Here is a 22,205-nt window from a genome sequence, read left to right as displayed (position 1 = left end):
ACTCCAGGAGTAGCTGCCGACGCCTCGCGTCGGCATTGGTTTCGTTGGTTCGTTTAAGTTGTGACGGTCGTTCAGCGTGTCAGTGCCACGTTGGCCGGCGTGCCAGCTTCGGCTATGTCGTCCACGGTCACCGCAATGGGCTCGTAGGGCAGCACGCCATCGAGCACTTTGTGGGCTCGCGCAAAGTCGACGTCTTTTTCCCACGCAGCCACGACGAGGGTCGCGACGCAGTTGCCCAGCAGATTGGTGACGGCCCGCGCAATGCCCACGAACCAGTCGACTGGAAGGATCAGTACGAGGCCAATGACCGGGATGGCGGGAATGGCCGTGAGCGTCGCCGCCAGGATCACGATGGCCGATCCCGGAATGCCATGGGCACCCTTGGAGGTCAGCAGCGAGACGAGGATGACGAGGATCAGGTCATGGATGGACAGCGGGGTGTTGGTCGCCTGGGCAATGAAGATGACGGCCAGCGTGAGGTAGATGGAAAAGCCATCGAGGTTGAAGGAGTAACCCGTAGGTATCACCAGACCCACGGTGGATTTTTTGATGCCCATCCACTCGAGCTTGCGCATGATGGCCGGCAATACGGCATCGGACGACGCGGTGCCCAACACGATGGACAACTCTTCACGGAAGTATTTGATGAACTTGAAGATGTTGAAGCCCGCCAGACGCAATACGGTACCCAGCACCACGGTGACGAAGACGAAGCAGCTCACGTAGAACACGAGCACGAGCATGCCAAGCTGCTTGAGCGACGATGCGCCGTATTTGCCGGTGGTGAACGCCACGGCACCCAAGACACCCAGCGGCGCGAGTCGGATGATGAACGCCATCACTCGGAAGAAGACGTGGCTCAGGTCTTCGATGAAGCGCGCAACAGGACGCCCACGCTCACCAAGGGCGGCCAAGGCACAGCCGAACATGACGGAGAAGACGAGAATCTGCAGGATGTCGCCTTTGGCAAAGGCGTCGGTGACGGTGTCGGGGATGATCTTCAACAAGAAGCCAGCCGTGTCCTGCAATCCCTTGGCATTCTCGGTGTACGCCGCCATCGCACTCGGATTGAGGCTGCGAACGTCGATGTTCATGCCCACGCCCGGATGCGTCGCCCAAGCCAGCACTGCACCAATGACTAGCGCGAAGGTGGTGATGACTTCGAAGTACAAAACGGCCTTGACGCCAACACGGCCGACTTTGCGCAAGTCACCCGCACTCGCCATGCCACTGACCACCACGCAGAAGACGATCGGTCCAATGACCATCTTGATGAGCTTCAGAAAGCCATCGCCCAACGGGCTCAATGACTCTCCGAAGTGCGGAAACCAAATGCCAAGCGCCACGCCAACGATCAGCGCAATGACGACTCGGCCAAACAACGAACGAAACAGCTTGGGCATGGTTTGTCTCCTCTGCCTGCAAAATCACTCTCTCGGATTTCGCAATCTCTACGCCTGACGGACTGCGCTCTCTGGGGGCTAATGTTCTCTACCGCAACCACAATTCGAATCAACACCCATCCATGTATCCAGACAAGTCATACCGGTCTGACCAGTGGTGTTATGGAGAATATTAGAAAGCCAATATGGTGGGGTCAAGACGTGTTTTCTGAGGGGATTCCCTAGGGCAGGGCGATGCCCCACGCAGCTTGGGCCAAGGGCGGCGATTCGCTCGTATTCGCCGGTTTTGTTGGGCGAATCCGCTGCAATTTGTGTGAACTTCGCTTTGGAACGGGCGGTCGCACTTGCGTAGGGCGCGCTGCCTCGACGCCCGGTGAAAGCCGCAAGGCAGTGTGCGCAGATCCCGCAATTTGTACAGAAACAGGGGGGCGCCATGCGAATGAAGGACACGGTGGTATTGGTTACCGGCAGTGCTCAGGGCATCGGACGCGCCATCGCGATCCGTCTCGCACAGGAGGGCGCACGCATCGTGGTGGAAGATCGGCAGCACAACGCGATGGCCGAACAGACGCTCGACGCGGTGCGCACGGCCGGTAGCGACGGCTGCGTAATCGCGGGAGATGTCGGTGTCGCCGCGGACGACCGCGCAGTGATTGCGCAAGCCGTCGAGGCGATGGGACGGGTCGATGTGCTGGTCAATAACGCGGGCGTGGAGCGGCGAGCGCCCTTTCTGGATGTGACGGAAGCGGACTACGACCTGGTGATGAATGTGAACCTGAAGGGGGCTTTCTTTCTCACGCAGGCGTTTGTGCAGCACCTGCGTGACACGAAGCGTGGCGGGCGCATCGTCAACGTCAGCTCGGTTCACGAGGAGTTGCCGTTTCCGCATTTCACCAGCTACTGCGCCAGCAAGGGCGGCCTGAAGATGATGATGCGCAACCTCGCCATCGAGCTCGCCCCACTCGGTATTGCGGTCAACAACGTCGCGCCCGGTGCGGTCGGCACCGCGATCAATCATCAGCTCCTCGCCAACAAGGCGGAGCGCGACGCGCTGATCGCCAACATCCCCCTCGGGCGTCTCGCCGATCCGAGCGAAGTCGCCAACGCCGTGCTGTTCCTCGCCTCGCCGGACGCCAGTTATGTCACGGGCACTACGCTGTTCGTCGACGGCGGCCTGCTCTGGCGTTACGCGGAGCAATGACGATGACGGACACCGTACGACGCTCGCTGGCCGCCGGCGGCATGACGCCGGACGTCGCACATTCGGCACCGTCTGACGTGCTCACCCCCGCCGATCGCTATCAGCAGTTGTTCGTCGACGTGCAGACGCAGCGCATTTTTCCCGACAGCAAGACGTTCGTGGACTGCGTGCCCACGCTGGCTCCGGACGAGATCCTGCGCCGCTATCGCGACGACGTCGCGAAACCCGGCTTCGACCTTGCGCGCTTCGTGGCGTCGTATTTCACCCTCGAACGCCCACCCGCCAGTCACTATGTCTCCGACCCAGGGCAGGGGCTCGTCGACCATATCGACGGACTCTGGGATGTCCTTACGCGCTTGCCCGAAACGCACCCGGCCTACAGCTCGCTGTTGCCACTCCCCCGGCCCTATGTGGTGCCGGGCGGACGCTTCCACGAGCTTTATTACTGGGACTCGTATTTCACGATGCTCGGCCTGGCTTGCAGCGCCCGCCACGACTTGCTGGTGAGCATGGCCGATAATTTTTCTTTTCTCATCGACACTTACGGCCACATCCCGAACGGCAATCGCACTTACTACCTGAGCCGCTCGCAGCCGCCGATGTATGGACTGATGGTGGCGCTGTTCGAGTCGCACGGCGTGGCGCGCGCGATCCGGTATCTGCCCCACTTGCGTCGCGAGTACGACTTCTGGATGGACGGGGAGGCGTCGCTCGCCCCCGGCGATGCCTATCGCCATGTCGTGTGCCTGCCCGACGGCTCACACCTCAATCGCTACTGGGACGAACGCGATACGCCGCGCGAGGAAGGTTATCTGGAGGATGTGAATACGGCGCTGCATGCGCCGGATCGTCCCGCTGCGCAGGTGTATCGCGATCTGCGCGCCGGCGCAGCCTCGGGCTGGGACTTCAGCTCGCGCTGGCTGGACGACGCGACCAACCTCGGTTCGATCCGCACGACCGCCTTCGTGCCCGTGGACCTGAATAGCTTCCTGTTCGCCTCTGAAGTGCAGATTTCCGGGCTGAGCGAGGCCAATGGCGACGCGGAAAACGCCCGAGCCTTTGCCGCGCGTGCGCAAGCCCGGCGCGAGGCGATGACGCGCTATCTCTGGTGCGATGACGAGGGCGCATTCCTCGATTACGACTGGCAACGCGGTGCGCCGCACCCGCGGTTGTCGGCCGCGCTCGCCACGCCACTCTTTGTTGGATTGGCCTCGCGTGAGCAAGCACGCCGCTCGGCGCAAACGATCGAGGATCGTCTCCTGGCCCCCGGAGGGCTGCGCACGACGCAGGCGTCCAGCCTGCAGCAATGGGATCCGCCGAATGGCTGGGCGCCGCTGCAATGGATCGCCATTCACGGGCTTCGTCAGTACGGCGAGCACAGGCTCGCAAACGATATCGCCCGGCGCTGGCTCTCGACGGTCAGCGCGCTCTATGCTCGTGAAAGCAAGCTCGTCGAGAAGTATTCGCTGCATGCGAGCGATGCAATGTCGGCAAGCGGTGGGGGAGGCGGGGAGTACCCGCTTCAGGATGGCTTCGGCTGGACCAATGGGGTCGTGCGTCGCCTCCTCGGCGATCATCCCGAACACCCCGCCCACCAGGCGATGGCGCAAGGCCGCGCGCGCGGGGGCACGCGTCGATAGCGCCTGCCCTGCGCCCGTGCGCCAGGCGAACGGTAAGTCCCCACGCCGCATGGGTTTGCTCACGCGTTGCCGGCTGAGCGCCTGGGGAGATATTTGGCGTCGTACAATGCGAGATACGTATACCCGCATTCCCTGTGAGGCCTCATGAAGCATTCGGCGCATGCCGTAACCGACGCCGCCGTCGCCATCATCCGCGAGCGCATCGAACGTCAGGTCTATCCGGCTGGCGCGATGCTCCCGTCACAGCGCCAACTCGCCGAAGAGCTGACGATCAGCCGCGCCTCGCTGCGTGAGGCCCTGTCGACGCTCGAAGCGCTTGGCATGGTCGCGATCCGCCCCGGTAAAGGCGTTTATGTGAACGACGCCTCGGCGCGCCTGGGCGTCGCCTGGCGCTTCGCCGACCAGATCTCGCTCGCCGACACGTATCAGCTGCGCTATGCGCTCGAAGGCTTCTCCGCCCGCCTCGCCGCCCACGCGGCCAGCAATGGCGAGATCGAGTGGCTCACTGACAACGTGGAGGCGATGAAGGTCGCACTGGTCGACGGCGACGTCGATACGGCCGCCCAACTGGACTTCGCCTTCCACCTGCGCATCGTGGGACTCGCCGGAAACGGGGCCATCGCCGATATCCTGCGCGGCAGCACGGAAATCGTGATGGAGAGCCAGCGTTTGCCGTTCTATCAGCGCGAACTGGTGCTCTCCACCTATCATGAACATCTGGAGATCCTCGACGCCCTGCGCCGCCGCGATGGCGCCGTCGCCGGGGCCGCCATGGAGCGCCATATCGTGCTGGCGGCCCAGCGGGCGGGCATCCATTTCCCTATCCCCTCTGCGTATCCGTCCCCGAACAGCCTTACCCCCAGGGAGAACGCAGAGCGTACTGGTGTTCCACATGTTCAGCTTTGAGATGATTGGGATTTGCGCTATACTTTGAAGGTTTTAGTCATTTAACCCTCACCCTAGCGCCTACCCGCCTGACATCTCGTCCGTAGCCCGAGCCTCCGCTGTGCGCATATTCCGCGCAATTCCGGTGCCCGCGCAAGTGTCATCGCGAGCGGACGATGGGGCTGGCAGCCGGGGTGAAACCTCCAGGAGTTTCCCGTGCTGCCGTCATTCCCACCCGCCATTCTCGCGCTCGCTGACGGCACGGTCTTTCGTGGGTACGCCATCGGCGCTGCCGGTCACACCATCGGTGAAGTGGTTTTCAATACCGCGATCACCGGCTATCAGGAAATCCTCACCGACCCCAGCTATGCGCGTCAGATCGTCACGTTGACGTATCCGCACATCGGCAATACGGGCGTCAACGGTGAAGACGTCGAAGCCACGAAAGTCCATGCCGCAGGCCTGATCATCAAGGATCTGCCGATCCTCGAGTCGAATTTCCGCGCCGACAGAACGCTGTCGCAATATCTGAAGGACGAGGGCGTTGTAGCGATCGCCGGTATCGACACGCGCCGCCTCACCCGTATCCTGCGCGAGAAGGGCGCCCAGAACGGCTGCATCCTCGCCGGAGAAGGCGCTGACGCGGCCAAGGCCATCGCGCTTGCCCAATCGTTCCCGGGCCTCGCCGGAATGGACCTTGCCAAGGTCGTCTCGACCACGGAGCCGTATTCGTGGACGGAAACGGAATGGCGCCTGGGCGAAGGCTACGGTGAACAGAAGGATCCGAAATTCCACGTGGTCGCACTGGACTACGGCGTCAAGCGCAACATCCTGCGCATGCTGGCCCAGCGCGGTTGCAAGGTCACGGTGCTGCCGGCGCAAAGCTCGGCCGACGACGTATTCGCGCTGAACCCGGACGGTGTGTTCCTCTCGAACGGCCCCGGCGACCCGGAACCTTGCGATTACGCCATCGCCGCCACGAAGACGTTCCTCGAGCGCCGCATCCCGACCTTCGGCATCTGCCTCGGCCACCAGATCATGGGTCTGGCCGTCGGCGCGAAGACGCTGAAGATGAAGACCGGTCACCACGGCGCCAACCACCCGGTCAAGGATCTCGCGACCGGCCGTGTGGTCATCACGTCGCAAAACCATGGCTTCGCCGTGGATGCCAATAGCCTGCCGGCCAACGCGCGCGTCTCGCACGTGTCGCTGTTCGATGGCACGCTGCAAGGCTTCGAGCTGACGGATCGCCCGGCATTCTGCTTCCAGGGGCACCCGGAAGCCTCGCCCGGCCCGCACGACATCGGCTATCTGTTCGACCGCTTCGTGCAGTCGATGGTCGACGCGAAGCAGCCCGCGTAAGGCCTGGCACGACGAAATACGGATAAGGGAACGCTCAACATGCTCGGAAACTCGATCGGCATCGTCAACCTCTGGACCTACCTGGCCGGGGTGGTGGTGATCATTCTGCTGCCAGGACCGAACTCGCTCTATGTGCTGTCGGTGGCAGCGCAGCGCGGGGTTCGCCAGGGCTACGCAGGCGCATGCGGCGTGTTCCTCGGCGATACGATCCTCATGACCCTGTCGGCCGCCGGCGTGGCGTCGCTGCTGCACGCGCAGCCGGCGCTTTTCTTCGTGGTGAAGTATCTCGGCGCCGCCTATCTTTGCTGGATGGGCGTGAACATGCTGCGCGGAGCCATCGCCAACGCGCGGGCCGCACGCGCCAACGCAGGGACGGCAGTCGCCGCGCCCAAGCCGGTCGACGCGGATCACCCGTTCAAGCGGGCGCTGTTCATCAGCCTGCTCAACCCGAAGGCGATCCTGTTCTGCGTGTCGTTTTTCATCCAGTTCGTCGATCCGGGCTACGCCTACCCGGCCGTGTCGTTTGCGGTGCTGGGCGCGATCGTGCAGACCTGCAGTTTCCTGTATCTGAGCACGCTGATCCTGGCCGGTTACCGCCTGGCCGAGCACTTCCGGCAACGTCGCCGGTTGAGCGCCGGGGCAACCGGCGGCGTGGGCGCGCTGTTCGTCGGCTTCGGTGTGAAGCTCGCGACCGCGACGCTGAGTTAAATTTTTGTTGAGAACGTTATGCCAAAGCGCACAGACATCAAGAGCATCCTCATCATCGGCGCCGGTCCGATCATCATCGGTCAGGCATGCGAATTCGACTATTCCGGCGCACAGGCCTGCAAGGCGCTGCGCGAGGAAGGCTTCAAGGTCATCCTGATCAACAGCAACCCCGCCACGATCATGACCGACCCGGACACGGCCGATGTGACCTACATCGAACCGATTACCTGGGAAGTCGTCGAGCGCATCATCGCCAAGGAACGCCCGGATGCCATCCTGCCGACCATGGGTGGCCAGACCGCGCTGAACTGCGCGCTCGACCTGCACAAGCATGGCGTGCTCGATAAGTACAAGGTCGAGCTGATCGGCGCGTCGCCGGAAGCCATCGACAAGGCCGAAGACCGCCTGAAGTTCAAGGACGCGATGACCAAGATCGGTCTCGGGTCGGCCAAGTCGGGCATCGCCCATTCAATGGAAGATGCGCTCGCCGTGCAGGCGCAGATCATGGCCGAGATCGGCGGCAGCGGCTATCCGATGGTGATCCGTCCGTCGTTCACGCTCGGCGGCTCGGGCGGCGGCATCGCCTACAACCGCGAAGAGTTCGAAGAGATCTGCAAGCGCGGTCTCGACCTCTCGCCCACGCGCGAACTGCTCATCGAAGAGTCGCTGCTGGGCTGGAAGGAGTACGAGATGGAAGTCGTGCGCGACCGCGCCGACAACTGCATCATCGTCTGCTCGATCGAGAACCTCGACCCGATGGGCGTGCACACCGGCGATTCGATTACCGTGGCACCCGCCCAGACGTTGACCGATAAGGAATACCAACTGCTGCGTAACGCGTCGCTGGCAGTGCTGCGCGAAATCGGCGTGGAGACGGGCGGCTCGAACGTCCAGTTCTCGATCAACCCGAAGGACGGCCGCATGGTCGTCATCGAAATGAACCCGCGCGTGTCGCGCTCTTCGGCACTGGCGTCGAAGGCGACCGGCTTCCCGATCGCCAAGATCGCCGCCAAGCTGGCCGTCGGCTACACGCTCGACGAGCTGCGCAACGAGATCACGGGCGGTGCGACGCCGGCTTCGTTCGAGCCGACCATCGACTATGTCGTGACCAAGGTGCCGCGTTTCGCCTTCGAGAAGTTCCGCGAAGCCGACGCGCGACTGACCACGCAGATGAAGTCGGTCGGCGAAGTGATGGCCATGGGCCGCACGTTCCAGGAATCGTTCCAGAAGGCCATGCGTGGCCTGGAAGTCGGTGTGGACGGTCTGGACGAAAAGTCGACCGACCGCGACGAGATCGTGGCGGAGATCGGCGAGCCGGGCCCCGACCGCATTTGGTACGTGGGCGACGCGTTCCGTCTGGGCATGAGCCTGGAAGAGGTGTACGCCGAGACGGCCATCGACCCGTGGTTCCTCGCCCAGCTCGAAGCCATCGTCAAGAAGGAACAGGCGTTGGCCGGCCGTACGCTGGAGAGCCTGTCGACCGACGAGCTGCGCTTCCTCAAGCAAAGCGGCTTCTCGGATCGCCGCCTCGCCAAGCTGCTCGGCACCGACCAGACGGCCGTGCGCAAAGCTCGTATCGCACAGAAGGTGCGCCCGGTCTACAAGCGCGTGGACACCTGCGCTGCCGAATTCTCGACCGACACGGCCTACATGTACTCGACCTATGAGGAAGAGTGCGAAGCCCAGCCGACCAACAAGAAGAAGGTCATGGTGCTGGGCGGTGGTCCGAACCGTATCGGCCAGGGGATCGAGTTCGATTACTGCTGTGTGCACGCGGCGCTCGCACTGCGTGAAGACGGCTACGAGACCATCATGGTCAACTGCAACCCGGAAACGGTGTCGACGGACTACGACACGTCGGATCGTTTGTACTTCGAACCGGTGACGCTGGAAGACGTGCTCGAAATCGTCGACCTCGAAAAGCCGGTCGGCGTGATCGTGCAGTACGGCGGTCAGACCCCGCTCAAGCTGGCCCTCGATCTCGAAGCGAACGGTGTGCCGATCGTCGGCACCAGCCCCGACATGATCGACGCGGCCGAAGACCGCGAACGCTTCCAGAAGCTGCTGCAGGACCTGGGCCTGCGCCAGCCGCCGAACCGCACGGCGCGCGCCGAGGACGAAGCGCTCAAGCTCGCCGCCGAGATCGGCTACCCGCTGGTGGTGCGTCCCTCGTATGTGCTGGGCGGGCGTGCGATGGAAATCGTCCACGAGCCGCGTGACCTCGAGCGCTACATGCGCGAAGCGGTCAAGGTCAGCCACGACAGCCCGGTGCTGCTCGATCGCTTCCTCGACGACGCCATCGAATGCGACGTGGATTGCATCTCCGACGGCACGGACGTCTACATCGGCGGCGTGATGGAACACATCGAACAGGCTGGCGTCCACTCGGGCGACTCGGCTTGCTCGCTGCCCCCGTACACGCTCTCCGCGCCGACCGTGGCCGAACTCAAGCGTCAGACGGCCGCCATGGCCCGCGCCCTCAACGTGATCGGCTTGATGAATGTGCAGTTCGCTATTCAGCAGGGCAACGGGGTCGACACGATCTACGTGCTCGAAGTGAACCCGCGTGCCTCGCGCACGGTGCCCTACGTATCGAAGGCGACCGGTCGTCAACTGGCCAAGATCGCCGCGCGTGCGATGGTCGGTCAGTCGCTCAAGTCGCAAAACGTGACGAGCGAAGTCGTGCCGCCGTACTTCAGCGTCAAGGAAGCCGTGTTCCCGTTCGTGAAGTTCCCGGGCGTCGACCCGGTGCTTGGACCGGAAATGCGCTCGACGGGCGAAGTGATGGGCGTGGGCCGCACGTTCGGCGAGGCGCTGTTCAAGTCGCAACTGGCTGCGGGCTCGCGCCTGCCGGCCTCGGGCACGGTGCTGCTCACGGTGAAGGACGCCGACAAGCCGCGCGCGGTTGAAGTGGCCCGCATGCTGCACGCGCTGGGTTACCCGATCGTGGCCACGCGTGGCACCGCCGCGGCTATCGACGCCGCCGGCATCCCGGTGCGCGTGGTCAACAAGGTGAAGGACGGCCGTCCGCACATTGTCGACATGATCAAGAACGGCGAGATCGCGCTGGTGTTCACCACGGTGGACGAGACGCGCACGGCGATTGCCGATTCCCGCTCGATCCGCATGTCGGCGCAAGCGCACAAGGTTACGTACTACACGACGATCTCGGGTGCCCGTGCCGCCGTGGAAGGCCTGAAGTACCTGCAGAATCTCGAGGTCTACGATCTGCAGGGCCTGCACGCCTTGCTGCCGGCCTGATTGCGCAAGGCCTGAGCGGTTACGCTGCAAGAAATGGCGCGCTCGGCAGGGAACCGATCCCCGTCGGACGCGCCAAATGGTGCATAGCTGTTGCAATGTCGTGCGGCCGGCCCTGTGGTTGGCGGCCTCGACAACTCTGCTACACTAACGCCACATAGGTGTCACAGCCGCGGTCAAGCGGCGTTCGCAAACCAGTGCGAATGCGGCTTTGCTGCGGCAATTTTTTTGTCTTTCGGAACAACGCGTATGAGTACCATTCCTCTGACCAAGCGGGGCGCCGAGCTGCTCAAAGAAGAGCTGCACCGCCTGAAGACCGTCGAACGTCCGGCCGTGATCACTGCGATTGCTGAAGCTCGTGCGCAGGGCGATCTGTCGGAAAATGCGGAATACGACGCCGCCAAGGAAAAGCAGGGCTTTATCGAGGGGCGTATCGCCGATCTCGAATCTAAGCTCTCCGCCGCGCAGATCATCGACCCGTCGTTGCTCGACGCCGAGGGGCGCGTGGTGTTTGCCGCCACCGTCGAACTCGAAGACCTCGACAACGGCGGCACGGTGCTGTACCAGATCGTCGGCGACGACGAAGCCGATCTGGAACACGGCAAGATCTCGGTGAGTTCGCCGATCGCACGTGCCCTCATTGGCAAGTACGCTGGCGATGTGGCCGAAGTGCAGGCCCCGAGCGGCGTGCGTGAGTACGAGATCATCGATGTCCGCTACGTCTGACGTAACGTCCGCCAGCGGCGCGCCGCGGCTGGAACGGCTGTTCCGCCTGATCGCGACCCTCTGGTGCGGTAGTCAGTGGGCGATCGGCTATGTCGTGGCGCCCACGCTCTTCGCAGTGCTGGAATCGCGCACCATGGCCGGAACGGTCGCCGGTCGCCTGTTTCACACGCAAGCCTGGATAAGTCTCGTCTGCGGCGTGCTGCTGGTCTGGCTGGCGACGGCGCTGATTGCGCGTGCGGGCGACGCCCAAGCGGCACGCAGCTATCGCGGACTGCGGTGGCTGGCGGTGGCGATGATGGTCTGTGTGCTGATCGCCTCGTTCGGCCTCCAGCCGTTGATGGCGGATCTGCGCGCGCAGGCGGAGGCGGTGGGCGTGGAGATCGGCCAGTCGGTGTTCGCTGCGCGTTTTGGCATGCTTCACGGTATTTCGAGCGGCATCTACCTGCTGCAAAGCCTGCTCGGCATGGCACTGATCTGGCGCCAGCCGGTGCGTAGCTGAGTGTCGCAGGGGTGCGGCGACGCTGGCTTCGCAGCCAATCCGATCGCGGCATCCATAAAAAAACGCGCCTGTTGTCCGGGCGCGTTTTTTCGAGAACTGGCGGCGGTGTGCCGTTCGCTCAGTCGTTGCGTTGGCGCTTGACGCTGGTCTGGCGCTTTTTGGCCTTCTTGACGATGCCGCCAGCGGTCATGCGTTCGTTGCCGCGAACGGTCACTTTCTTGACGGTCGGACGGCGTCCCGCGTTGGTGCTGGTCTTGACGACCGTGACAGTGCGCGGGGCACGGCCCTTGACCGTCGCACCCGTACCGCCGGTCCGGGAGCGAACCGGCGCTTCCGTTTCGTCCGGCGTCGGGCGGTACAGAACAAGCAGCTTGCCGATGTGTTGTACCGGCGCTGCGCCGAGTTGATCGCAGATGGCTTCGTAGATGGCCACGCGTGCATCGCGTTCGTCGCCGAACACACGTACCTTGATCAGTTCGTGAGCCTTCAGGGCGCCGTCGATTTCCTTGAGCACCGCCGGCGTCAAGCCGTCGGCGCCAATCAGAACAACGGGATTCAGCGCATGGGCGGTGGAGCGCAAGTCGGCGCGTTGCGCCGGGGTCAGGGTCAGGGCGGGCATAGAGGACAGACGAGACAAACGAGTTAGGATGCACCCGTACGCGGCGGCCGGCGCACCTGCAATTACCAGAGGCCGGCTCGCGCATTTTGGGCGCGCAAGGGCCTATTATCCTGCAAAATCGCAGCGTTTTTGAAGAATTATGGCAAAAAACCGTTTCAGCCACGCCTGGCTGCACGATCACATCAACGATCCCTACGTCAAAATGGCGCAGCGCGAGGGCTATCGTGCCCGCGCGGCCTACAAACTCAAGGAGATCGACGAGCAGGACCGGCTGATCAAGCCCGGTCAGGTCATTGTCGACCTGGGCGCGACGCCCGGGAGCTGGAGTCAGTACGCGCGCAACAAGCTCGCGGGCGGCAAGCGCACGGAAGGGGGTATCGACGGCACGATCATCGCGCTGGACATCCTGCCGATGGCGCCGATCGCCGACGTCACCTTCCTGCAGGGTGACTTCCGCGAGGACAGCGTGCTCGTGCAGCTCGAAGAAATCCTCGCCGGACGCAAAGTCGACCTTGTAGTTTCCGATATGGCCCCCAACTTGTCGGGGGTAGCGTCGGCCGATGCAGCGCGGATCGAGCATTTGTGCGATCTGGCGATGGATTTTGCTCAGCGACACCTGAAACCGGAGGGTGCATTGCTGGTCAAATGTTTTCACGGCAGTGGCTACAGCCAGATTGTCGAAAAATTCAAGCACCAGTTCAAAACCGTGGCGCCGCGCAAGCCAAAGGCGTCCCGAGATAAATCTTCCGAAACGTTCATTTTGGGACGAGGATTGAAAAATCCGGCTTGATGCCCGTCAAACCAGCGCTCTGGCGCTATGGCGGCGGTAAAGAATCACTATGGCGGTGCGCCTGCGAGTGGATTAGAATGAATTCCTGGCGCGAAGCGATTTCATGAAGGAGCAACGCTTTGAACAATAATATGTTTTCCAAAGCGGCGGTGTGGTTGGTCATCGCGCTGGTCTTGTTTACTGTGTTTAAACAGTTCGACAAGCCGCACGTCCAGGAAGGCGTGACGTACTCCCAGTTCATGGACGATGCCAAGAATGGCAAGGTCAAGAACGTGATAGTGCAGGGGCGCAGCCTTCAGGTGACGCCCAGCGACGGCCAGAAATACACCATCGTGTCGCCCGGCGACATCTGGATGGTGGGCGACCTCATGAAGTATGGCGTTCAAGTTTCGGGCAAAGCCGATGACGAACCGAACGCGCTCATGTCCGTGCTCTACTACCTCGGACCCACGTTGCTGATCATCGGCTTCTGGTTCTACATGATGCGGCAGATGCAGGGCGGGGGTAAGGGCGGTGCCTTTTCCTTCGGCAAATCCCGCGCGCGCCTCATCGACGAGAATGCCAATCCCGTGACGTTTGCCGACGTCGCCGGTTGCGACGAAGCCAAATATGAAGTCGGCGAGTTGGTCGACTTCCTGAAAGACCCTCAGAAATTCCAGAAGCTCGGCGGTCGTATCCCGCGCGGTGTGCTGCTCGTCGGCCCGCCGGGAACCGGTAAGACGCTGCTTGCCCGCGCCATCGCCGGCGAGGCCAAGGTGCCGTTCTTCAGCATCTCGGGTTCCGACTTCGTGGAAATGTTCGTCGGCGTGGGGGCGGCCCGCGTTCGCGACATGTTTGAAAACGCGAAGAAACAATCGCCGTGTATCGTGTTCATCGACGAAATCGACGCGGTCGGCCGCCATCGTGGCGCCGGCATGGGCGGCGGTAACGACGAACGCGAGCAAACGCTGAACCAGATGCTCGTCGAGATGGATGGCTTCGAAGCCAACTCGGGCGTGATCGTGATCGCCGCAACGAACAGGTCGGACGTGCTCGACAAGGCGCTGCTGCGCCCGGGCCGCTTCGACCGTCAGGTCTACGTCGGTCTGCCGGACATCCGCGGCCGTGAGCAGATCCTGAAGGTGCACCTGCGCAAGGTGCCGATCTCGAACGACGTCGACGCATCGGTCATCGCGCGCGGAACGCCGGGCATGTCGGGCGCCGATCTGGCGAACCTCGTGAACGAAGCCGCGCTGTTCGCGGCGCGCCGTAACAAGCGCATCGTCGAAATGCTCGACTTCGAAGACGCGAAGGACAAGATCTTCATGGGTCCGGAGCGCAAGTCGGCAGTGATGCGCGACGAAGAGCGACGTGCCACGGCCTATCACGAGTCGGGTCACGCGGTGGTGGCAATGCTGCTGCCGGGTGCCGATCCGGTGCACAAGGTCACGATCATCCCGCGCGGCTGGGCTCTGGGCTTGACGATGCAGTTGCCGGAACACGACAAGTACTCGGAGTATCGCGACACGATGCTCACGCAGATCGCCATCCTGTTCGGTGGGCGTGCGGCAGAGGAAGTGTTCATCAACAAGATGTCGACGGGCGCTTCGAACGACTTCGAGCGTGCCACCAAGCTCGCCCGCGACATGGTGACCCGTTACGGGATGTCGGACGCCCTGGGACCGATGGTCTACGTCGACACGGAGCAAGACTCGGTGTTCGGCCGGATGTCCGCCAAGTCCGTGTCGGAAGCCACGCAGCAGAAGGTCGACGGGGAAGTTCGCCGCATTCTGGACGAACAGTACGCCCTGGCCAAGACGTTGCTGCAAGACAACCGCGACAAGGTCGAATCGATGACCCAGGCGCTGATGGAATGGGAAACGATCGACGGCGAGCAAATCGGCGACATCATGGATGGTCGTCCGCCGCGTCCGCCGAAGAGCGGTCCGACGAACGGTGGCGCGTCGGGCGGCAATCCGCCGCTCAAGCCCAGCAACACCCCGGCGACCGTCTAAACGCGTAAAAGCCTGGCACGCGCAAGCGCTGCCATCCCAGGAAGGCCGGCATTGCGCCGGCCTTTTTGCGTTCAGACGCGGTGGCGCTGCCCGCAGCCCGCCGCCGCGCGCGGAACGCGACGAATATCGGTGTTACCGAGTGTTTCGATGGTCGATGTGACGGGTGATTCCGGTAACATTACGCCCATACGCAGCGTCCGGTATCTCGGGCGCGCAGGTCCGGTCCTGGCGAACGGGCCGCTATATTTGGCCTTATTGAGCTGAGCTTCCGAATGTCCTCCGAGCCGTCGCAATCCCTTCCTCCCATGTCCCCTGACGCCGACGATATCGTCGAGGCAGGCGCGTTACCGGACATCCCGGCCCCCCCCGCCACGCTGGCCTTCGGCCCACGTTTCACGCTCGATGCCCGCCGCGTGCATGTCATGGGCATCCTGAATGTCACGCCCGACTCATTTTCCGATGGCGGCAAGTTTGTCGCGCGCGACGCCGCCCTGCGCCATGCTGAACAGTTGATTGCCGACGGCGTCGACATTCTCGATATCGGCGGGGAATCGACCCGTCCGGGCGCCGAAGCGCTGTCGGAAGCCGCCGAACTCGAGCGCGTCGTACCGATTGTCGAAGCGCTGCGCGATTGCGGCGTGCCGCTCTCGGTCGATACCTACAAGCCGGGCGTGATGCGCGCGGTGCTCGCCGCCGGCGCGGACATGATCAACGACATCTGGGGGTTCCAGCAGCCCGGTGCCATCGACGCGGTGCGCGAGAGCGAAGCCGCACTGTGCGTCATGCACATGCTGCACGACCCGAAGACCATGCAGGACGCACCGATCTACACCGACGTTGTCACCGAGGTCGCCGCCTTCCTCGACGGTCGGGTGGACGCACTGCTTTCGGCCGGTGTTGCCCCGTCGCGTCTGTACCTGGACCCGGGATTCGGCTTCGGCAAGAATCTCGCCCATAATCTCGCACTGCTCAAACACTTGCGTGTGCTGTCGCGCGATGGATTGCCGTTGCTCGTCGGCATGTCGCGAAAGCGGATGCTGGGCGAAATTACCGGGCGTCAGGCGCCATTGGAGCGCCGGGTGGCCAGCGTCGCCGCAGCGATGTGTGCCGCGCAGCAGGGCGCGGCCATGGTGCGCGTGCACGACGTCGCCGAGACGGTCGATGCGCTCAAGGTCTGGCACGCCGTGCGCGACGCCGAGTAACCCTGCTGCGGGCAAACCCGCCGGAAGGCCCCATCGCCGCAAGCCAATGGGGACCCAGCGGGGACGCGCGCCGGCGATAATGGCGGGGGCAGTGGCCCCCCACCGTCTGACGACGGCACATATAAAGATTGAACGACGCGCGCGTGCGGTCCCTCATCCGGCGCAGCGCCTCAACTGGGAACGATGCAACGATGAAACGACGCTATTTTGGGACCGACGGGATTCGCGGTACGGTGGGCGAAAGCCCGATCACGCCAGAGTTCGTGCTGCGACTCGGTTATGCCGCGGGTCGCGTGCTGGCCGGCAACCAAACGCTGGGCCGTCCGACGGTGTTGATCGGCAAGGACACGCGCGTCTCCGGCTATATGCTCGAAGCCGCGCTGGAAGCCGGTTTTGCGGCGGCCGGCGTCGACACCATGATGGCAGGCCCGATGCCCACGCCCGCCGTAGCCTACCTCACCCGGGCGCTGCGCCTGGCGGCTGGCGTGGTGATCAGCGCGTCGCACAACCCGTACCACGACAACGGCATCAAATTCTTCTCGGCGGATGGTAACAAGCTGCCGGACCAGACCGAACTGGCCATCGAAGCCGAACTCGACAATCCGATGACCTGCGTGCGCTCCGAGCAACTCGGCAAGGCGCGTCGTCTGGACGATGCCGCAGGCCGCTACATCGAGTTCTGCAAGAGCACGTTCCCGAACGACTTCGACTTGCGCGGCATGAAGATCGTGGTCGATTGCGCCAACGGCGCCGCGTATCACATCGCGCCCCATGTCTTCCACGAGTTGGGCGCCGAGGTTATCGCGATCGGCAACCAGCCGAACGGTTTCAACATCAACGAGGACTGCGGGGCGACGGCGCCGGATGCGCTTATGCGCGCCGTGCGTGCGAATCACGCGGATCTCGGCGTGGCGCTCGATGGCGATGCTGATCGCCTGCAGATCGTCGACGGTGCGGGACGTCTCTACAACGGCGACGAGCTGCTGTATCTGTTGGTGAAGGACCGGCTGGACAATGGCGGTGTGCCGGGTGCCGTGGGCACGTTGATGACCAATATGGCCGTCGAAGTCGCCCTCAAGGGCCTCGGGGTGCCGTTCGTGCGCGCCAAGGTCGGCGACCGTTACGTGCTCGAGCAACTGCACAAGCACGGTTGGCAGATTGGCGCGGAGGGCTCCGGCCATATTTTGTGTCTGGACAAGCACACGACGGGCGACGGGATCATCTCGGCCTTGCAAGTGCTGGCGGCGATCCGTCGCGCGGGCAACCCGCCGCTGGCGAAGCTGCTCGACGGCGTGCGCCTGTTCCCGCAACAAATGATCAACGTCCGTACGCCGGCCGGCTACGACTGGCAGAGCGATGCGCGCCTGTCCGACGAGCGCAACGCCGTCGAATCTCAGTTGGGAGATACGGGGCGCGTGCTCATTCGCGCATCGGGCACCGAGCCCGTGCTGCGCGTGATGGTGGAAGCCCGCGAAGCCTCCCAGGCCACGTCCTTCGCCCAGCATCTGGCCGACGTCGTCAAATCGGCCGCCTGAGCGTTCCCTGAACGCCCGGTCTGCCATCCGTCCTGGCAGGGCCGTGCCCCCCCCCCCGAGTGGGGCGGCACGGCAGACAACGCCGAATCCCCTCATCGAAGTCGATCCCGCGGGCGCAAGCGCCGGTCAACGCGTTGTCGCACCCGTGCGGTCCAGGCTTCCCATCATGGCAATCGGATCAACCCGATATTTCCATTTGTGACACGGTGGCCTAGGATGGTTAGACGGTTTGCACCCGTGTCACGGCGCTGACATGTGTCCCGAATTGGGCGTTTTGCGCGATGGCATGTGCTTGGAGATACCCTAAACCCTTGCCAGACAAGGCTTTTTGGTCCCAACGAGAGGCGGAAGATGCCTCCGGCAACGTGACGATCCCGAGTCAACTTTATGACGCCGATATTGTGAGCTTTCACAGATGACACATGATTGTCACATTCGGACTCTATTCTTCGAGCCAACCACACGCTGTATCCACACCAACTCGGAGAAATCCATGAAGCTGATGAAGACTGCGATTGCCGGCATGGCTGGCATTCTGTTTGCCGCTGGCGCGATTGCGGGCGAAATTACGGGTGCAGGCAGCACGTTCGCCGCGCCGATCTACACGAAGTGGGCTGACGCCTACCAGAAGGCGACCTCGAACAAGGTCAACTATCAGGGCATCGGTTCGTCGGGCGGCATCAAGCAAATCCAGGCCAAGACTGTCGATTTCGCAGGTTCGGACGCTCCGCTGACGGACGAAGAACTGGCCAAGCAAGGCCTGTTCCAGTTCCCGACGGTGGTTGGTGGCATCGTGCCGGTGGTCAACGTGCCGGGCGTGAAGGCGGGCGAGCTGGTCCTGTCGGGCCCGGTGCTGGGCGACATCTATCTGGGCAAGATCAAGAAGTGGAACGATCCGGCCATCGCCAAGCTGAACCCGAAGGTCAAGCTGCCGGATACGGATATCGCCGTGGTTCGCCGCGCCGACGGTTCGGGCACGAGCTTCGTGTTCACGAACTATCTGTCGAAGGTCAACGCTGAGTGGAAGAGCAAGGTTGGCGAAGGCACGACGGTGAACTGGCCGACGGGTACGGGCGGCAAGGGTAACGACGGCGTCGCCGCTTTCGTGCAACGCCTGCCGGGCGCGATCGGTTATGTCGAGTCGGCCTACGCCACGCAGAACAAGCTGACGTACACGGCACTGACGAACGCCGACGGCAAGACCGTTGAGCCGACCACGGAAACGTTCGCCGCGGCAGCTGCCAAGGCCGAATGGTCGAAGACGTTCTACCAGATCCTGACCAACGAGAAGGGCGACAAGTCGTGGCCGATCGTGGCTGCCACCTTCGTGCTGGTGCACCAGAAGGCTGACGCCGGCAAGGAAGCGCAGGGCGCCGACGTGCTGAAGTTCTTCGACTGGTCGTTCAAGAATGGCGAGAAGACCGCCAAGGAACTGGACTACATCCCGCTGCCGGAAGCGGTGCTGAAGCAAATCCGTGCAGGTTGGAAGGCGAAGGTTGCCGAGTCGGCCCACAAGGCCGGCATCTAAAGCAGCCTTGCTGGCCCCGGGCAATGCACGGTTGCATTGCCCGGGGCCTCAACCCGGCATTATCCGCGCCGCCTGTTCCGAAGCCCGACCTTTGATCTGGCAACGGCAGGCGGCGCGCTCACGCTGAGACGACATCATGGCAGAAGCCACCCGCCCCCTCGCAACAGCAGGCGCGCAGCGCGCTCCGTCTTCCGTTGGCGACTTTCTTTTCGCGCTGCTCACCCGCGCGGCCGCGCTCATTACGCTGCTCTTGCTCGGTGGCATCATCGTGTCGCTGATGTACAGCGCACTGCCGTCGATTCAGAAATTTGGCTTCGCCTTCCTGTGGACGAAGGAATGGGATCCGCCCGCCGATCACTTCGGCGCGCTCGTGCCGATCTACGGCACACTCGTCACGTCGCTCATCGCGCTCATCATCGCGGTGCCGGTCAGCTTCGGCATTGCGCTGTTCTTGACTGAACTCTCGCCCGTATGGCTGCGCCGCCCGCTCGGTACGGCCATCGAGCTGCTCGCCGCCATCCCGAGCATTGTCTACGGGATGTGGGGCCTGCTGATCTTCGCCCCGATCTTCAGCCAGTATTTCCAGAAGCCGCTGCAGACGCTGCTCGGCAACGTCCCGGTCATCGGTGCGCTGTTCCAGGGACCGCCGCTGGGCATCGGTATCCTGCCCGCCGGTGTGATCCTCGCGATCATGATCATTCCGTACATCGCCTCGGTCATGCGCGACGTGTTCGAAGTCACGCCCGTGCTGCTCAAGGAGTCGGCCTACGGCATTGGCTGCACCACCTGGGAGGTGATGTGGCGCGTGGTGCTGCCCTTCACGAAGACGGGGGTGATCGGTGGCGTCATGCTGGGGCTGGGCCGCGCGCTTGGCGAGACCATGGCCGTCACCTTCGTGATCGGCAACACGAACCTGCTCGACAACGTATCGCTCTATTCGCCGGGCAACAGCATTACCTCGGCGCTCGCCAACGAGTTCGCCGAAGCGGGCCCGGGGCTGCATACGGCCGCCCTGATGGAGCTCGGCCTGATTCTGTTCTTCATCACCTTTGTGGTGCTGGCGCTGTCCAAGCTCATGCTGCTGCGCCTTGAGAAAAGCGAAGGTAAATAATGACCCAACAAGCGCTCGAACTGGAAACCCCAGCCGTGAAGCCGACCGACGCCGTGACCCGCGTGCGGCTGCAAGCTTACCGCCGCCGCAAGAACATTTTTGCGATCGCGATGTCGCTCGCGGCGATGGCCTTCGGCCTGATCTGGCTGCTGTGGATTCTCTACACCACGCTCTCGCTGGGCATCGGCGGTCTGTCGCTGTCGCTGTTCACTGAAATGACGCCGCCGCCGAACACGGCCGGCGGGGGGCTCGCCAATGCCATCGCGGGCAGTGTCGTGATGGTCGGTGTGGCCACGTTCCTCGGCACGCCGCTGGGTATTCTGGCCGGGGTGTACCTGGCCGAGTACGGTCAGAAGTCGTGGCTCGCGAGCCTCACCCGCTTCATCAACGACATTCTGCTTTCGGCGCCGTCGATCGTGATCGGCCTGTTCGTGTACGCACTGGTCGTGGCACAGATGGGGCACTTCTCGGCGTGGGCCGGCATTGTGTCGCTCGCGCTGCTGCAGATCCCGATCGTGATCCGCACGACCGAGAACATGCTCAAGCTCGTGCCGAACAACTTGCGTGAGGCCGCGTTTGCCCTGGGCACGCCGAAGTGGCGCATCATCGTCAAGATTACGCTGAAGGCGTCGATCGCCGGTATCGTGACGGGCGTGCTGCTCGCCGTGGCGCGTATCGCGGGCGAGACGGCGCCGCTGCTGTTCACGGCGCTGTCGAACCAGTTCTGGTCGATGAACCTGAATCAGCCGATGGCCAACCTGCCGGTCACGATCTTCAAATTTGCCATGAGCCCGTTTGCGGAGTGGCAGTCGCTCGCCTGGGCGGGCGTGTTCATCATCACCCTCGGGGTGCTGCTGCTGAACATCCTGGCGCGCACGCTGTTTGCCAAGAAGTAAGCGGCAACGCGAGACGACACAACGCGACGACACCACGCATACCTGACGGTTAAGACGACCATGACGAATCCGACGCAAGACATCAAACTGCCCTCGAAGATTGAAGTCAATAACCTGAACTTCTTCTACGACAAATACCACGCGCTCAAGAACATCAACCTGCGCATTCCCGACCGCAAGGTCACGGCCTTCATCGGCCCATCGGGCTGCGGCAAATCGACGCTGCTGCGCACGTTCAACAAGATGTACGCCCTGTACCCGGAGCAACGCGCCGAGGGCGAGATCAACATGGACGGTGAAAACCTGCTGACCTCGAAGCAGGACATTGCGCTGCTGCGCGCGAAGGTCGGCATGGTGTTCCAGAAGCCGACGCCGTTCCCGATGTCGATCTACGACAACATCTCGTTCGGTGTGCGCCTGTTCGAAAAGCTCTCGCGCTCGGAAATGGACGACCGCGTGGAGTGGGCGCTGACCAAGGCGGCGCTGTGGGGCGAAGTCAAGGACAAGCTGCAACAGTCGGGCTACGGCCTGTCCGGCGGTCAGCAACAGCGACTGTGCATTGCGCGCGGCATTGCGATCCGCCCGGAAGTGCTGCTGCTCGACGAGCCGTGCTCGGCGCTCGACCCGATCTCCACGGGCCGTATCGAAGAGCTGATCGCCGAACTCAAGGACGACTACACCGTGGTGATCGTCACGCACAACATGCAGCAGGCGGCACGTTGCTCGGACTTCACCGCCTATATGTATCTGGGCGAATTGATCGAATTCGGGGAAACGGAGAAGATCTTCATCAAGCCGGACCGTAAAGAGACCGAAGACTACATCACCGGCCGTTTCGGTTGATGCCC

General features: G+C 63.1%; 18 protein-coding genes. 16 read left to right on the top strand and 2 right to left on the bottom strand.

What is annotated here, in order from left to right; all coding sequences use genetic code 11:
- Positions 1–71: 71 nt before the first annotated feature.
- Positions 72–1,403: a C4-dicarboxylate transporter DctA gene (locus tag PCE31106_RS06735; RefSeq protein ID WP_150562796.1), complete on the bottom strand. Its 1,332-nt coding sequence runs from the start codon at positions 1,401–1,403 to the stop codon at positions 72–74.
- A gap of 433 nt (positions 1,404–1,836) precedes the next feature.
- On the opposite strand from PCE31106_RS06735, the gene PCE31106_RS06730 reads away from it, so the two are divergent.
- The 8 genes from PCE31106_RS06730 (at position 1,837) to PCE31106_RS06695 (ending at position 11,682) form a co-directional block, all read left to right on the top strand.
- Positions 1,837–2,604: an SDR family NAD(P)-dependent oxidoreductase gene (locus tag PCE31106_RS06730; protein ID WP_026131594.1), complete on the top strand. Its 768-nt coding sequence runs from the start codon at positions 1,837–1,839 to the stop codon at positions 2,602–2,604.
- Complete coding sequence (gene treF, locus PCE31106_RS06725; protein ID WP_150562795.1) at positions 2,601–4,244, top strand: alpha,alpha-trehalase TreF; 1,644 nt, start codon at positions 2,601–2,603, stop codon at positions 4,242–4,244. The genes PCE31106_RS06730 and treF overlap by 4 nt, the downstream gene beginning before the upstream one ends.
- Before the next feature lie 144 nt (positions 4,245–4,388).
- Positions 4,389–5,150, top strand: coding sequence for a FadR/GntR family transcriptional regulator (locus PCE31106_RS06720; RefSeq protein ID WP_017231911.1), 762 nt, complete (start codon positions 4,389–4,391; stop codon positions 5,148–5,150).
- 195 nt (positions 5,151–5,345) lie between these two features.
- Complete coding sequence (gene carA / locus PCE31106_RS06715) at positions 5,346–6,491, top strand: glutamine-hydrolyzing carbamoyl-phosphate synthase small subunit (protein WP_017231910.1); 1,146 nt, start codon at positions 5,346–5,348, stop codon at positions 6,489–6,491.
- 39 nt (positions 6,492–6,530) lie between these two features.
- Positions 6,531–7,199, top strand: a complete 669-nt coding sequence (gene leuE, locus PCE31106_RS06710; protein ID WP_150562794.1) for a leucine efflux protein LeuE — start codon at positions 6,531–6,533, stop codon at positions 7,197–7,199.
- Positions 7,200–7,217: 18 nt separating this feature from the next.
- Entirely contained in the window at positions 7,218–10,460 is a 3,243-nt protein-coding gene (gene carB / locus PCE31106_RS06705; RefSeq protein ID WP_150562793.1) for a carbamoyl-phosphate synthase large subunit, read from the top strand.
- A gap of 246 nt (positions 10,461–10,706) precedes the next feature.
- A complete protein-coding gene (greA, locus tag PCE31106_RS06700; protein WP_017231907.1) occupies positions 10,707–11,183 on the top strand; it encodes a transcription elongation factor GreA in 477 nt (158 codons plus the stop codon).
- Positions 11,167–11,682 (top strand): DUF4149 domain-containing protein, encoded by a 516-nt coding sequence (locus PCE31106_RS06695; RefSeq protein ID WP_150562792.1) that lies wholly within the window; start codon positions 11,167–11,169, stop codon positions 11,680–11,682. Before greA ends, PCE31106_RS06695 begins: the two co-directional genes overlap by 17 nt.
- Before the next feature lie 118 nt (positions 11,683–11,800).
- Here PCE31106_RS06695 and yhbY read toward each other — a convergent pair whose 3' ends face one another.
- On the bottom strand, positions 11,801–12,301 hold the full coding sequence (gene yhbY / locus PCE31106_RS06690; protein ID WP_017231905.1) for a ribosome assembly RNA-binding protein YhbY: 501 nt from the start codon (positions 12,299–12,301) through the stop codon (positions 11,801–11,803).
- A 139-nt stretch (positions 12,302–12,440) separates the two neighbouring features.
- Here yhbY and PCE31106_RS06685 point away from each other — a divergent pair, with 139 nt between their 5' ends.
- The 8 genes from PCE31106_RS06685 to pstB all read left to right on the top strand — a co-directional run bounded on the left by PCE31106_RS06685 (position 12,441) and on the right by pstB (position 22,200).
- Entirely contained in the window at positions 12,441–13,091 is a 651-nt protein-coding gene (locus PCE31106_RS06685; RefSeq protein ID WP_017231904.1) for an RlmE family RNA methyltransferase, read from the top strand.
- A 119-nt stretch (positions 13,092–13,210) separates the two neighbouring features.
- Positions 13,211–15,085, top strand: a complete 1,875-nt coding sequence (gene ftsH / locus PCE31106_RS06680) for an ATP-dependent zinc metalloprotease FtsH (RefSeq protein WP_026131592.1) — start codon at positions 13,211–13,213, stop codon at positions 15,083–15,085.
- Positions 15,086–15,390: 305 nt separating this feature from the next.
- Positions 15,391–16,287 carry a dihydropteroate synthase gene (folP, locus tag PCE31106_RS06675; RefSeq protein WP_437343798.1) on the top strand — a complete coding sequence of 299 codons (897 nt, stop codon included), beginning with the start codon at positions 15,391–15,393 and terminating at the stop codon, positions 16,285–16,287.
- Positions 16,288–16,478: 191 nt separating this feature from the next.
- Positions 16,479–17,822 (top strand): phosphoglucosamine mutase, encoded by a 1,344-nt coding sequence (gene glmM, locus PCE31106_RS06670; protein WP_150562791.1) that lies wholly within the window; start codon positions 16,479–16,481, stop codon positions 17,820–17,822.
- 493 nt (positions 17,823–18,315) lie between these two features.
- Positions 18,316–19,350: a phosphate ABC transporter substrate-binding protein PstS gene (gene pstS / locus PCE31106_RS06665; RefSeq protein ID WP_017231900.1), complete on the top strand. Its 1,035-nt coding sequence runs from the start codon at positions 18,316–18,318 to the stop codon at positions 19,348–19,350.
- 136 nt (positions 19,351–19,486) lie between these two features.
- Positions 19,487–20,461: a phosphate ABC transporter permease PstC gene (gene pstC, locus PCE31106_RS06660; RefSeq protein WP_017231899.1), complete on the top strand. Its 975-nt coding sequence runs from the start codon at positions 19,487–19,489 to the stop codon at positions 20,459–20,461.
- Positions 20,461–21,357 (top strand): phosphate ABC transporter permease PstA, encoded by an 897-nt coding sequence (pstA, locus tag PCE31106_RS06655; protein WP_017231898.1) that lies wholly within the window; start codon positions 20,461–20,463, stop codon positions 21,355–21,357. Before pstC ends, pstA begins: the two co-directional genes overlap by 1 nt.
- A gap of 60 nt (positions 21,358–21,417) precedes the next feature.
- Positions 21,418–22,200: a phosphate ABC transporter ATP-binding protein PstB gene (pstB, locus tag PCE31106_RS06650; RefSeq protein WP_017231897.1), complete on the top strand. Its 783-nt coding sequence runs from the start codon at positions 21,418–21,420 to the stop codon at positions 22,198–22,200.
- Positions 22,201–22,205: the final 5 nt, after the last annotated feature.

The organism is Pandoraea cepalis (genome assembly GCF_902459665.1).
Classification (GTDB): domain Bacteria; phylum Pseudomonadota; class Gammaproteobacteria; order Burkholderiales; family Burkholderiaceae; genus Pandoraea; species Pandoraea cepalis.
Note: the sequence above shows the minus strand (reverse complement) of the source record. Positions and strands in the feature narration are given on the sequence as shown.